General features: G+C 66.5%; 10 protein-coding genes. 7 read left to right on the top strand and 3 right to left on the bottom strand.

The features are described from left to right. Positions 1 to 18 precede the first annotated feature (18 nt). Entirely contained in the window at positions 19 to 2,040 is a 2,022-nt protein-coding gene (locus ASG37_RS01430; protein WP_156349005.1) for a 3-hydroxyacyl-CoA dehydrogenase NAD-binding domain-containing protein, read from the bottom strand. A gap of 194 nt (positions 2,041 to 2,234) precedes the next feature. Here ASG37_RS01430 and ASG37_RS01435 point away from each other — a divergent pair, with 194 nt between their 5' ends. Together ASG37_RS01435 and ASG37_RS01440 are read left to right on the top strand one after the other, a co-directional pair. Next, a complete protein-coding gene (locus tag ASG37_RS01435) occupies positions 2,235 to 3,911 on the top strand; it encodes a class I adenylate-forming enzyme family protein (protein ID WP_055757170.1) in 1,677 nt (558 codons plus the stop codon). Between the two features lie 273 nt (positions 3,912 to 4,184). Beyond that, the gene (locus ASG37_RS01440; RefSeq protein WP_055755496.1) at positions 4,185 to 6,041 is read left to right on the top strand and encodes an ABC-F family ATP-binding cassette domain-containing protein; all 1,857 of its coding nucleotides are present in this window, start codon (positions 4,185 to 4,187) and stop codon (positions 6,039 to 6,041) included. A gap of 177 nt (positions 6,042 to 6,218) precedes the next feature. Here ASG37_RS01440 and ASG37_RS01445 read toward each other — a convergent pair whose 3' ends face one another. Continuing rightward, the gene (locus ASG37_RS01445) at positions 6,219 to 6,680 is read right to left on the bottom strand and encodes a hypothetical protein (protein ID WP_055757172.1); all 462 of its coding nucleotides are present in this window, start codon (positions 6,678 to 6,680) and stop codon (positions 6,219 to 6,221) included. 105 nt (positions 6,681 to 6,785) lie between these two features. On the opposite strand from ASG37_RS01445, the gene ASG37_RS01450 reads away from it, so the two are divergent. Next, positions 6,786 to 8,906, top strand: a complete 2,121-nt coding sequence (locus ASG37_RS01450; protein WP_055755497.1) for a M3 family metallopeptidase — start codon at positions 6,786 to 6,788, stop codon at positions 8,904 to 8,906. Positions 8,907 to 9,004: 98 nt separating this feature from the next. After that, on the top strand, positions 9,005 to 9,478 hold the full coding sequence (locus tag ASG37_RS01455; RefSeq protein ID WP_156349006.1) for a DUF6985 domain-containing protein: 474 nt from the start codon (positions 9,005 to 9,007) through the stop codon (positions 9,476 to 9,478). 68 nt (positions 9,479 to 9,546) lie between these two features. Here ASG37_RS01455 and ASG37_RS01460 read toward each other — a convergent pair whose 3' ends face one another. Further along, on the bottom strand, positions 9,547 to 10,116 hold the full coding sequence (locus ASG37_RS01460; RefSeq protein ID WP_321163599.1) for a PRC-barrel domain containing protein: 570 nt from the start codon (positions 10,114 to 10,116) through the stop codon (positions 9,547 to 9,549). A gap of 176 nt (positions 10,117 to 10,292) precedes the next feature. On the opposite strand from ASG37_RS01460, the gene ASG37_RS01465 reads away from it, so the two are divergent. From ASG37_RS01465 to ASG37_RS01475, 3 genes are read left to right on the top strand one after another with little or no spacing between them, the layout of a single operon-like run. Next, positions 10,293 to 11,582, top strand: coding sequence for a thiamine pyrophosphate-dependent enzyme (locus tag ASG37_RS01465; RefSeq protein WP_055755498.1), 1,290 nt, complete (start codon positions 10,293 to 10,295; stop codon positions 11,580 to 11,582). 10 nt (positions 11,583 to 11,592) lie between these two features. Then, positions 11,593 to 12,597, top strand: a complete 1,005-nt coding sequence (locus ASG37_RS01470; RefSeq protein ID WP_055757176.1) for an alpha-ketoacid dehydrogenase subunit beta — start codon at positions 11,593 to 11,595, stop codon at positions 12,595 to 12,597. 6 nt (positions 12,598 to 12,603) lie between these two features. Next, positions 12,604 to 13,872 carry a dihydrolipoamide acetyltransferase family protein gene (locus ASG37_RS01475; RefSeq protein WP_055755499.1) on the top strand — a complete coding sequence of 423 codons (1,269 nt, stop codon included), beginning with the start codon at positions 12,604 to 12,606 and terminating at the stop codon, positions 13,870 to 13,872. The last annotated feature ends 26 nt before the right edge of the window (positions 13,873 to 13,898 follow it).

Below are 13,898 nucleotides of genomic sequence, written 5' to 3' on the forward strand. Positions count from 1 at the left end.
GTCGGCGGACGCGGCGGTTCAGTTGAACCGCCCGCCGCTCTCGGCCTTTTCGCGCAGCAGCGGCGCGACCTCGAAGCCGTGCTTTTCTAGGCCGGCGACGATCTTCTTCAGCCCTTCCATATCGGCCCAGAACATCGGACCACCGCGATACGGCGGCCAGCCATAGCCATAGACCCAGACGACATCGATGTCCGATGCGCGCTGCGCCTTGCCCTCGGCGAGGATCTTCGCGCCTTCGTTGACCATCGGATAAAGCGTGCGTTCGATGATTTCCTGTTCGGTCACGTCATGCTGCGGCGTGCCGGTCTTTTCGCGGAAATCGGTGATGATCTCGGCGACGCGGGGGCTGGGCGACGGGTTGCGCCTGTCGTCATAGTCGTAGAAGCCCGCGCCCTTCTTCTGGCCCCAGCGATCCTCGGCGGCGAGCGCGTCGCGGATATTCTCGATCCGGGTCGGGTCGCGGTGCCAGCCGATGTCGACGCCGGCCAGATCGCTCATCTGGAACGGACCCATCGGGAAGCCGAAATCGACATGCACCCGGTCGACCTGTTCGGGGGTCGCGCCTTCGAGCAGTAGCTTGGTCGCTTCCTCCTGACGCGGGATCAGCATGCGGTTGCCGATAAAGCCGTGGCAGACGCCGGCAACTACCGCGACCTTGCGGATCTTCTTGGCGATGGCCATCACGGTCGCCAGCGCATCGTCGGCGGTCTTTTCGGCGCGGACGACCTCCAGCAGCTTCATGACATTGGCCGGCGAGAAGAAGTGCATGCCCAGCACGTCCTGCGGCCGGTTGGTCGCGGCAGCGATGACGTCGATGTCGAGGAAGCTGGTGTTGGTCGCGAGGATCGCACCCGGCTTGGCGATGGTGTCGAGCTTGGCGAAGATGTCCTGCTTGACCGCCATTTCCTCATACACCGCCTCGATCACCAGATCGCAGTCGGCGAGCGCGTCCAGCCCCAGCGTGGCGGTGAGCAGCCCCATCGCCGCCTCGACCGCTTGCGGCTTCATCCGGCCCTTGGCGGCGGTCGCCTCGTAATTCTTGCGGATGGTGGCAACGCCGCGATCGAGCGCGTCCTGCTGCATCTCGACGATGGTGACAGGAACCCCGGCCGACAGGAAGTTCATCGCGATTCCGCCGCCCATCGTGCCCGCGCCGATCACGCCGACGCGGTTCACCGGGCGCAGCGCGATGTCCTTGGCAATGCCGTCGATCCGCGACGCCTTGCGTTCGGAAAAGAAGATATGCCGCTGCGCCGCCGACTGCACGCTGAACATCAGTTTCATGAACTGCTCGCGCTCGAACTGCACCCCTTGCGCGAAGGGGGTTTCGCTGGCCTTGACCACGCAGGCGATGTTGGCGGCCGGCGCTTCATAGCCCCGGAAGCGGCGGGCGTTGGCCTTCTCGAAGGCGGCCACGGCTTCGGGGTCGGGCTGGACCGGCTTTTCGGAGGTGCGGGGCAGGGGGCGGACGTCCGCCACCTCGGTCGCGAAGGCGATGGCGTCGACGAGCAGGCTGTCCTCGCCGGCCAGCCGGTCGATCAGGCCGGCGTCCTTCGCTTTCGTCGCGGAAATCGGATCACCCTTCGCCACCAGTTCCAGCGCCACCGCGACGCCGCCCAAGCGCGGCAGACGCTGGGTGCCGCCGGCGCCGGGCAGCAGGCCGAGCTTCACTTCGGGCGTGCCGAGCTTCGCGCTGGGCACCGCGATCCGGTAATGGCTGGCAATCGCGACCTCGCAGCCGCCGCCGAGCGCGGTGCCGTGGATTGCCGCCACGACCGGCTTGTCCGACGCCTCGATCATGTCGACCAGTTCGGGGAGCAGCGGCATCACCGGCGGCTTGGTGAATTCGGTGATGTCGGCCCCGGCGAAGAACGTCTTGCCGGCGCAGGCGATGACGACCGCGCGGATGGAATCGTCACCGGCGGCTTCCTCGATCGCGGCCTTCAGGCCGAGCCGTACCGGGGCGGCGAGCGCGTTGACCGGCGGGTGGTCGGCGATCGCGACCAGCACGTCGCCATGGCGTTCGGTCTTGACGGACATTGCGGGCATCTCTCCATCGGTTGTCATACCGGGAATTCTAAATCCCCGGTGGTATCGGGGCCTTCTATTGCCTTTGGCTCCCGCGTAATCAATAGTCCGTCGCAACGGATGTGGAATTTCCGGCAAACCCGATATTCTAGGAGGCGGTGATCGAACGGGCGGTGACAGGAGCGGACGATACGGCGTGGCCGGCGATGTCGGATGCACGGATCCGCGCGCTGCTGACCGCGCCGGGTGCCCCGTTCGAGATGGGCGAGGCGGTGATCGGCGCCGTTCCCACCCGCATCTGGCGCAATGCGCCGGCCGATCTTGCGCTGCTGGCGCGGGCGTCGGCGGTGCATGGCGACCGGCTGGCGATCGTCTATGGCGACGACCGGGTAAGCTATGCCGCGCAGTACCGGGCGATCACGGCACTGGCGGCGCATCTGCGGACGCTTGGTATCGGCAAGGGCGACCGGGTGGCGCTGGCGATGCGCAACCTGCCCGAATGGCCGGTCGCCTTCTTCGCGATCGTCGGCATCGGGGCGATCTGCGTGCCGCTGAACGCATGGTGGAGCCCGGCCGAGCTGGCGTTCGGGATCGCGGATTCGGGCGCACGGCTGGCGATCGTCGACGGCGAGCGCCATGCCCGGATCGGCGAGAGCGCGGTGCCGATGCTGGTCGCGCGGCCGACCGGGCCGGTGGCCGCGCCGGCGCAGCCGCTGGAGGCGGTGATCGGGGCGTGCGCTGATTGGGCCGGGCTGCCCGGAGTACCGTTGCCGGAGGTGGCGATCCTGCCCGACGATCCGGCGGCGATCTTCTATACCAGCGGGACGACCGGACGCCCCAAGGGTGCGCTTGGCACGCATCGCAATCTGGCGACCAATATCCTGTCGTCGGCGTATAACACCACCCGGACGATGCTGCGCCGGGGGGAGATGCCGCCGCCCGCCCCCGAACCCAAGACGGGCCTGCTGGTCATTCCGTTCTTCCATGTCACCGCGTGCAGCGCGGTGCTGATGGGGATGATGGCCAGCGGCGGCACGATGGTGCTGATGCGCAAATGGGACGCGGGCGAGGCACTGGCGCTGATCGAGCGCGAACGGGTGCAGGCGACCGGTGGCGTGCCGACGATCGCGTGGCAGTTGCTCGACCATCCCGACCGGGCGCGCTACGACCTCTCCTCGCTGGAGACGATCAGCTATGGCGGCGCGCCGTCGGCCCCCGATCTGGTGCGACGGCTGCACGAGAGCTTCGGGGTGATGCCCGGCAACGGCTGGGGCATGACCGAGACGATGGCGACCGTGACCCAGCACAGCGCCGAGGATTATCTGGCAAGGCCAACCAGTTGCGGGCCGCCGGTGCCGGTCGCCGACCTGAAGGTCATGGCCGTGGATGGCGCCGGCGAATTGCCGGTCGGTGAGGTCGGTGAACTATGGGTGCGCGGCCCGATGATCGTGGCGGGATACTGGCAGCGGCCCGAGGAAACGGCGGCGACCTTCATCGACGGCTGGGTCCGTACCGGCGACCTGGCGCGGCTGGACGACGAAGGCTTCTGCTACATCGTCGACCGGGCGAAGGACATCATCATCCGCGGCGGCGAGAACATCTATTCGATCGAGGTCGAGGACGTGCTGTACGCCCATCCCGCCGTGAGCGACGCGGCGGTGATCGGCCGGCCGCACCGCGTGCTGGGCGAGGAGCCGGTGGCGGTGGTGCATCTGTCGCCGGGGTGCCAAGTCGAGGCGGCCGAGTTGCAGGCGTTCGTCGGCGAGCGGCTCGCCGGCTTCAAGGTGCCGGTGGAGGTACGGTTTTCGGACACGGTGCTGCCGCGGAACGCCAATGGCAAGATATTGAAGGGCGAGTTGCGGGCGATGGTTTTGGCGGCTTGAGGCTCCCCTCCCTGACAAGGGAGGGGTTGGGGGTGGGTTGGCCTGCGAGGGAATGTATCGGTGTCCTCGAAGCCTACCCACCCCCGGCCCCTCCCTTGTCAGGGAGGGGAGGAGTTTTCGATCGGTTCGGGTGGCAGGTTGCACCTGTGCGACATTTGCCGTCAGTCGGTCTGAACGGGTCGAGGCGTGTGTCGGCGACCCGCCGGCAGCCACCATGACGCCAGTGCGGCGTCCCCTTCGCAAACGCGGCGAAAACTGCTACGCGCCCGCCCCATGCTCAATCTGAACGGTATCACGGTGCGCCTTGGCGGGCGGACGATCCTCGACAATGCCAGTGCGGCGCTGCCGCCGGGCAGCCGGGTCGGGCTGATCGGGCGCAATGGCGCGGGCAAGTCGACGCTGGTGCGGGTGATCGCCGGCCAGCTCGAACCCGACACCGGCACCGCCGAGATGCCGCGCGGGTCACGCCTCGGCTATGTCGCGCAGGAAGCGCCGGCGGGACAGGCGACGCCGTTCGAGATGGTGCTGGAGGCCGATGTCGAACGTGCGCGGTTGATGCACGATGCCGAAACCGTGACCGATCCCGACCGGCTGGGCGACATTCACGAACGGCTGCTGGCGATCGACGCCTATGGCGCGCCGGCGCGCGCGGCGCGCATCCTCGTCGGGCTGGGCTTCGACGAGGAGATGCAGGGCCGCGCGCTGGAGAGCTATTCGGGCGGCTGGCGGATGCGCGTCGCGCTGGCGGCGTTGCTGTTCAGCCAGCCCGACGTGCTGCTGCTCGACGAACCGTCGAACCACCTCGACCTCGAAGCGGTGATGTGGCTGGAGGATTTTCTCAAAGGCTACAAGGCGACGATCGTCGTCGTCAGCCACGAGCGCGATTTCCTGAACAACGTCGTCGACCATATCCTGCATCTGCATCAGGGCAAGATCACCCTGTATCCCGGCGGCTATGACGCTTTCGAGAAGCAGCGCGCCGAGCGGCTGGCGCAGATCGAGGCGGCGCGCGCCAATCAGGCGTCGCAGCGCGCCAAGCTGCAGGAATATGTGGCGAAGAACTCCGCCCGCGCCTCGACCGCGAAACAGGCGCAGTCGCGGCTCAAGATCCTCGCCAAGATGAAGCCGATCGCGGCGATGGCCGAGGATCCCAGCCTGACGTTCGACTTTCCCGATCCCGACGAACTGCGCCCGCCGCTCATCACGCTCGACATGGCGAGCGTCGGCTATGGCGACACGCCGATCCTCAAGCGGCTGAACCTGCGGATCGACCCCGAGGACCGTATCGCGCTGCTGGGCCGCAACGGCAACGGCAAGACGACGCTGGCGCGGTTGCTCGCGGCGCAATTGACGCCGATGGACGGCGACATGAACGCGGCGGGCAAGATGAAGGTCGGCTATTTCACCCAGTATCAGGTGGAGGAACTCAGCACCGACGACACCCCGCTCGAACATATGACGCGGCAGATGAAGGGCGCGTCGCCCGCCGCGGTGCGCGCACAGCTCGGCCGGTTCGGCTTTTCGGGCGACAAGGCGATCACGCTGGTCGGCAAGCTGTCGGGCGGCGAGCGGGCGCGGTTGGCGCTGGCGCTCATCACGCGCGAGGCACCGCATATGCTGATCCTCGACGAGCCGACCAACCATCTGGACGTCGATGCGCGCGAGGCGCTGGTGCAGGCGTTGAACGCCTATACCGGCTGCGTGCTGCTCGTCAGCCACGACCGCCACATGCTGGAGGCGACCGCCGACCGGCTGGTGCTGGTCGACGAGGGGACGGCGAAGGAATTCGACGGGACGATCGACGACTATATCGCGCTGATCCTCGGCAATTCGGCCAAGGAAAAGGCGAAGAAGGCCAACAAGAAGGACGACCGCAAGGCGGCGGCCGAAGCGCGCGAGAAGGCGCAGGTGTTGCGCAAGGGTGCGCAGGCGATCGAGCGCGATCTGGCCAAGCTGACCGAGCAGCGCGACGCGCTGGACGCGGCGATGGCGGGGCAGGCGTCGCCCGCGCTCGCCCGGCTGACGATGGCGCAGTTGATGAAGCGCCGCGCCAGCCTCGACACCGAGATCGAGGCGGCGGAGGCCAAGTGGATGGAGGCGAACGAGGCGCTGGAGGGACTGGCGGCGTAGGGCATTTCGTCATTCCCGCGAAGGCGGGAATCCATAGACGCTGACGGATCGGCTGGAAGCGCGACGCCAGCGTTTATGGGTCCCCGCCTTCGCGGGGACGACGAGGGGGAGGGCACGCGGCGGACGATGCGTTGGCAGGGGGGGAAGGATGGTTGTTCTTGTCGCCAGTACCTTCCCTCAAACCAGCGTACGTTTCACCGTCTCATAACAGTCGTCGATATGGCTGTTGCCGACCAGCTTCATCGCGCCGAAGCTGATGCCGGCGGCGGCGACCTGTCCGGCGAAGGGGACGAAGCGTAGCACCGATTTCGTCGCGTAGCGCGCCGCGACGCGGCGGACGAGCGCGGTGACGATGCGGCGGGTGATCGATCGGCCGATGACGCCGTTGCCGAGATTGGCGGCGATCAGGAAAATCTGCTTCGCGCGATCGGGTTCGAGCTGTTCGACCTGATGCTTGCTCAACCCGAAACGCTGGTTGATGTCGGGCAGCAGCTTGGTCAGGATATTGGCGTCGACGAGCAGGTCGGCGCCGGGCACCGGCACCACCGCCGCGCCGGCCGAGACGAGCGCGCGTTTCGTCACCAGCTTGCGCGCCTCGTCGGCCACGCGGTCGAGTTCGGCGAGCGACGTGATCTGCATGGATACCCCCGGTTCCGTTTCGTTGCCGCGCATAACGCGCGAGCTTGCCAAGCGGCTCCCAATGCCTAGGTTCGTCGTAATTCGATATTGCATACGGACGACTGGATGAAAATCGCCTTGAGCCTGCTGCTTGCCTCCACCGCGCTGCCGACGACAGGCGGCGCGCAGACCAGTGCCGCGACGCTCGACGCGACGCCGCTGACCGCGCCATGGGGCGGACCCTATGAAGGGGTGCCGCCGTGGGACAAGGTTACACCGGCGATGTTCCCGGTCGCGTTCCCGGTGGCGATGGCCGAGATGCGGCGCGACATCCACAAGGTCCGCGACGACACGCGCCCGGCGACGTTCGACACGGTGATCGTGCCGCTGCAACTGGCCGGCAAGACGATGGATCGGGTGGGCGCGATGTGGGGCGTCTATACCGGCAATCTCGCGACCAAGGAGGTGCAGGCGATCGACCGCGAGTGGTCGCCGAAACTGTCGGCGTTCAACGACGAACTGTTCCTCGACCCCAAGCTCTTCGCGCGGGTGAAAACGGCGTATGATACGCGCTCGAGCCAGCGGCTGAACGCGCAGCAACTGCGGTTGCTGGAGCGGACCTATCGCGGCTTCGTGCGGCGCGGCAGCCTGTTGACCGATGCGCAGCGCGCGCAGGTGAGCGGGCTTAACCAGCAATTGTCGGTCGCCTATAACGAGTTCAGCCGCAAGGTGCTGGCCGATGAGGAGACGTGGATCGTCGTCGATGACGCGAAGCGGCTGGCCGGCCTGCCCGACAGTTTCGTCGCGTCGTTGAAGGCGGCGGCGGACGAGCGGGGCCTTGCCGGCAAATGGGCGATCGTCAACACGCGCTCGTCGGTGGCGCCGGTGCTGACCTATGCCACCGATCGTTCCTTGCGCGAGGCGGTGTGGAGCAAGTTCGTCAAGCGCGGCGACAATGGCGACGGCAACGACACCAAGGCGACGATCGCGACCATCCTGAAACTGCGGCAGGAGCGCGCGAAGCTGCTCGGCTTCCGCAACCATGCCTGGCTGCGGATGGACGATACGATGGCGGAGACGCCGGCCAACGCCCGCGCGCTGATGATGCGCGTGTGGCCCGCCGCCGTAGCACGGGTGCGGCAGGAAGTGACCGACATGCAGGCGCTGGCCACGCAGGGCGGGGCGGCGATCACGATCGAGCCATGGGATTATCGCTTCTACGCCGAAAAGGTGCGCAAGGCGAAATACGACCTCGATGAGAGCGAGGTGAAGCCGTATCTCCAGCTCGACAATATCGTGCAGGCCGCCTTCTATGCGGCGGGGCGGCTGTACGATCTGAAGTTCACCGAAAATACCGGGCAAATCCCGGTGTTCGAGAAGAACGTGCGGACCTTCGCCGTCACCGATGCGCGCGACGGGGCCAACGTCGGCGTCTTCTACCTCGACAATTTCGCGCGTAGCGGCAAGCGGTCGGGCGCATGGGCGACGCGCTATCGCGGGCAGCAGAAGCTCGGCGGCGAAACGAACGTGCTGGCGTCGAACAACAACAACTTCGTGAAGGGGGCGGGGGGACAGCCGACGCTCATCAGCCTCGACGATGCGACGACGCTGTTCCACGAATTCGGCCATGCGATCCATTCGCTGGTGCAGGACGTGACCTATCCCGGCCTTTCGGGGACGCCGCGCGACTTCGTGGAATATCCGAGCCAGGTGAACGAGAACTGGCTGCTGACCCGCGACGTGCTCGATCGTTATGCCAGGCATTACCAGACCGGGCAGGCGATGCCGCAGGCGCTGGTCGACAAAATCGAGAAGTCGTCGACGTTTAATCAGGGATTCGACACGGTCGAATATCTCTCCTCGGCGATCGTCGACATGGAGTTGCACGACCGTGCGGAGCCGGTGAGCGATGTCGCGGCGTTCGAACGCGATACGTTGGCCAAGCTGGGGATGCCCAGGGAGATCGTGATGCGGCACCGCCTGCCGCAGTTCAATCACCTCTTCTCGTCGGATGCCTATTCGGCGGGCTATTATTCCTATCTGTGGTCGGAGACGATGGATGCCGATACCTGGGCCACGTTCGTCGCGACCGGCAACGTGTGGGACAAGGCGACCGCCGACCGGTTCCGCAAGACGTTGCTGGCGACGGGGAACGAGACCGATCGCAAGGAAGCGTATCGCGCGTTTCGCGGGCGCGACCCGGATGTAACTGCGCTGTTCCGGCGGCGGGGGTTTCCGGTGGAGTGATGAGAGTGGGCGCCGGTAGCGGAGTAGCCGCTGTCGCCCCACTAGCATAAGTTCCCCGATTACACGTAAACGCTAGACGTTGCATCGGAAGCAAGCTTGTGAGAGACGCGCTGTTCGGAGAAGTCGAATATGAATTTGGATGGGTCGGCCAATGCGCATGGCCTTTCCTCGGCGCCGTGTCTGTTACTCGCCTGGTAATCCCGTGCGACGAAGGTGCTGAGATAAGCGCGGTTCAGAGGGAGGCTTACGCGGCTTTCAAGCAGCACAAAGCTAAAATGTGCAAAGCCGCCGAAGATGCGATCTTTTCACAATATCGCAAAAACCTGCCGGACTTGCGCGCACGCTTCGGTGGGCAATTCGCCGATCAGTGGTCACCGGAGATGGCAAGTGCGGAAGACCTAACCCGTGTGTTGACGCCGTCTGAGTTGATAATTCAAGAGTCCTTCGGCTCGCCGTCCGAGCGGGTTGTCGGTCTGCTATTCGACTGCGTTTGGGAACCAAGTTTAGGTTTTGCGGCGAAGTTCGTGGACGAGCGTTTGTGCGGTGTGGGTACTCAGGACATCGTTCTTTAGGAGGTTGGTCAATGGCCGCTTTCCATCAGATCGCGTTGCCCGTTCATGATGCCGTAGCCGCCAAGGACTTATAATGCCTCTGGCCAATGGTCGGACTGGACGGTCGGTTTCGACCGGATCGCGTTACTGTCAAGCTCCGTCCGTATCCCGTCTGACCCGAACATCAGTTCGTCCGGCCGCAGCGCATGCAGCGTCTCGCCCACGCCGCCGACCCCGCCGGTGCTGACCACGACATAGGCGATGGCGTTGTCGCCGCACCCTAACATCGCGTCGACGATGGTGCCCACGCCCTCCCCATCGGGGCCGGTCAGCGTCGCGCCGACCACGCCGCCCGCCGCGTAGAGCGAGGGGACCGGGGCACGGGCGCTGGCGTCCGCCGCCGCGCTGCTGCCTTTGTCGTAGCTCGCCTGCCGGCCGAGCCAGCGCCAGATGCCGACGAGGTTCACCACCGTCAGGAAGCCGTTGGAGAGGACGAGGTTGGTCTGCCCGCTCGACAGACCGACGATCGTCCACGCGACCGATCCGACCGAGAAGACGACGAAGCCCCAGCCCGTCACCCGCGCGCCGAGATTGGCCGCCGTCATCATCGCCGCGATCATCGTGGCGGCCGGCGCGATCCAGCCCGCGAGTCCGCTCAAGCATCGTCTCCCAATGGTTTCAATGCGATACGGGTGAAGCGCGCGACAGTTCCGACGAAACTTGGGCGACCGACGCAACCACCCCCTCGCTAAGTTCGTTGAAATTATATAACAAGCGTTTGTAACGAGTCTGCGCGACCGCTGAAGCGGCGACGCGGAAGCGACATGGAGAGTGCATGACCGGCGACCATCGCCCCAACCTGCCGCGCCTGGCGCTGCACGTACCCGAGCCGAAGTTCCGCCCCGGCGATGCGGTGGACTTCGCCGATGTGACGGTGCCGGCCGCCGGCGCGCAGCCCCGCCCCGATCCGGCGGCCGCCGCCGACCGGTTCCACGATCTGGCCTATACGCTGGTCCGTGTGCTCGACGAGGCGGGACAGGCGGTGGGACCGTGGAACCCGCGCCTCGACCCCGACATGCTGCGGCGGATGCTGCGCCACATGGCGATGGTCCGCGCGTTCGACGAGCGGATGTTCCGCGCGCAGCGGCAGGGTAAGACCAGCTTCTACATGAAATGCACCGGCGAGGAGGCGATCGCCGTTGCGGGCACGATGGCGCTCGACCGCGACGACATGACCTTTCCCAGCTATCGCCAGCAGGGCATTCTGATCGCGCGCGACTATCCGCTGGTCGAGATGATGAACCAGATCTATTCGAACCGGGGCGACAAGCTGCAGGGCAAGCAGTTGCCGATCATGTACTCGGCGAAGGACCATGGGTTCTTCTCGATCTCGGGCAACCTGACCACGCAATATCCGCAGGCGGTGGGCTGGGCGATGGCCTCGGCGTCGAAGGGCGATACGCGGATCGCGGCGACATGGTGCGGCGAGGGCAGCACGGCGGAAGGCGATTTCCACTCCGCGCTGACCTTCGCCACCGTCTACCGCGCGCCGGTGATCTTCAATGTGGTCAACAACCAGTGGGCGATCAGCAGCTTTTCGGGGTTTGCCGGCGCGGAGGCGACGACCTTTGCCGCGCGCGCGATCGGCTATGGCATCGCCGGGCTGCGCGTCGATGGCAACGACGCGCTGGCGGTCTATGCCGCCACCGCATGGGCGGCCGAGCGGGCGCGGCTGAACGCGGGCCCCACGCTGATCGAGCATTTCACCTATCGCGCCGAGGGGCATTCGACCTCGGACGACCCCAGCCAGTATCGGTCGGCGGGCGAGCCGACCGCATGGCCGCTGGGCGATCCGGTCGCGCGGCTGAAGGCGCATCTCGTCACCATCGGCGAGTGGGACGACGACCGCCACGCCGGGATGGACCGCGAGGTCGCCGAGCAGGTGCGCGCGGCGCAGAAGGCGGCGGAGGCCAACGGCATCCTCGGCCACGGGCTGCACCAGCCGCTCGACACGCTGTTCGACGGGGTGTTCGAGGAGATGCCGTGGCATTTGCGCGAACAGCAGGCGCAGATGATGGCCGAGGAGCAGGCCTCCGGCCGCCCCTGGGCGCGCAAGGAGGTTTGACATGGCGCGGATGAACATGATCCAGGCGATCAATTCCGCGATGGACGTGATGATGGCGCGTGACGCGGGCGTAATCGTGATGGGCGAGGATGTCGGCTATTTCGGCGGCGTGTTCCGCGCGACGGCGGGGCTCCAGTCGAAATACGGCAAGACCCGCGTGTTCGACACGCCGATCACCGAATGCGGCATCATCGGCGTCGCGGTGGGGATGGGGGCCTATGGCCTGCGTCCGGTGCCCGAAATCCAGTTCGCCGATTACATCTATCCGGCGCTCGACCAGTTGGTGAGCGAGGCGGCACGGCTGCGCTATCGCTCGGGCGGGGAGTTCATCGCGCCGATCACCGTGCGATCGCCGTTCGGCGGCGGCATCTTCGGCGGGCAGACGCATTCGCAGTCGCCCGAGGGCATTTTCACCCATGTGTCGGGCATCAAGACGGTGATCCCCTCGACGCCCTATGACGCCAAGGGGCTGTTGATCGCCGCGATCGAGGATAATGACCCGGTGCTCTTCTTCGAGCCCAAGCGCATCTACAACGGCCCGTTCGATGGCAATTGGGACAAGCCGGCACAGAACTGGTCGAAGCATGCGGGCGGCGAGGTGCCCGAGGACTATTACCGGATCGAGCTGGGCAAGGCGAAGGTGGTGCGCGAAGGCGGCGACCTGACGATCCTCGCCTATGGCACGATGGTCCATGTCGTGACCGCGACCGTCGAGGCGGCGGGGGTGGATGCCGAGATTCTCGACCTGCGCACGCTGGTGCCGCTCGACATCGACGCGATCGAGGCGTCGGTGAGGAAGACCGGGCGCTGCATGATCGTGCATGAGGCGACGCGCACCGGCGGCTTCGGCGCCGAACTGTCGGCGCTGGTGCAGGAACGCTGCTTCCACCACCTCGAAGCGCCGGTCGAGCGCGTGACCGGGTTCGACACGCCGTACCCGCACAGCCTCGAATGGGCGTATTTCCCCGGGCCGGTCCGCATCGGACAGGCGCTGAAAAAGATCATGCAGGACTAGAGAGCCATGGCACGTTTTTCCTTTCGTCTGCCCGACATCGGCGAAGGCATTTCCGAAGCCGAAATCGTGGCATGGCATGTCGCGGTCGGCGACCGTGTCGAGGAGGACGGTCGCCTTGCCGACATGATGACCGACAAGGCCACGGTCGAGATGGAGAGCCCGGTCGCGGGCACCGTCGTCGAACTGGCGGGCGAGCCGGGCGACCAGGTGGCGATCGGCGCGACGCTGGTGGTGATCGAAACCGAAGCGGAGGTGGTGCAGCCCGCCGAACCCGAACGGGTCGAGGCGGAGAATCCGGGGGTGGAGGAAGTCGCGTCCGAACCTGCGCCGGCCGTACCGATCGAGGAACGTGCGCCGGAGCCGGCACCCGAACCCGCCCCTGCGCCGTCGCGCGAGCGGGCGACGACGCTGGCGTCGCCGGCGGTGCGGCAGCGGGCCAAAGAGCTTGGCGTCGATCTGGCGTCGGTGCGCCACGAGGGGCCGCATATCCGCCATGCCGACCTCGACGCCTATCTGCGCTATGGATCGGCGCAGGGCTATCACGCGCCGAACGCCAGCCGCGCGCGGGCGGACGAGGTGGTCAAGGTCATCGGCATGCGGCGGCGCATCGCTGAGAATATGGCGGCGGCGAAGCGGCACATCCCGCACTTCACTTATGTCGAGGAGATCGACGTCACCGCGCTGGAGGCGATGCGCGCCGACCTGAATGCGGGACGGGGGTCGCGGCCCAAGCTGACGCTGCTGCCGTTGCTGATCGTCGCGATCTGTCGGACATTGCCCGACTTCCCCATGCTGAACGCGCGCTATGACGACGAGGCCGGGGTGGTGACACGGTCGGGCCGGGTGCATCTGGGCATGGCGACGCAGACCGATGCCGGGTTGATGGTGCCGGTGATCCGCGACGCGCAGGACATGAACCCTTGGGGTCTGGCGGGCGAGATCGTCCGGCTGGCTGAGGCCGCGCGGACCGGCAAGGCGACGTCCGCCGAACTGTCGGGCGGCACGATCACCATCACCTCGCTGGGGCCCTTGGGCGGCATCGCGACGACGCCAGTCATCAACCGGCCCGAGGTCGCGATCATCGGCCCGAACCGCATCGTCGAGCGGCCGGTGTTCCGTGCGCGCGCCGGCGGCGGCGAGGAGATCGTCAAGGCGAAGCTCATGAACCTGTCGATCAGTTGCGACCACCGCGTCGTCGATGGCCATGACGCCGCGAGTTACGTTCAGGCGTTGAAGCGGCTGATCGAAACGCCGGTGCTGCTGTTCGCCGACTGACCCGTCCGGTCATCGCCCGTACAGCC

It is taken from the genome of Sphingomonas sp. Leaf407, from assembly GCF_001425385.1.
Classification (GTDB): domain Bacteria; phylum Pseudomonadota; class Alphaproteobacteria; order Sphingomonadales; family Sphingomonadaceae; genus Sphingomonas.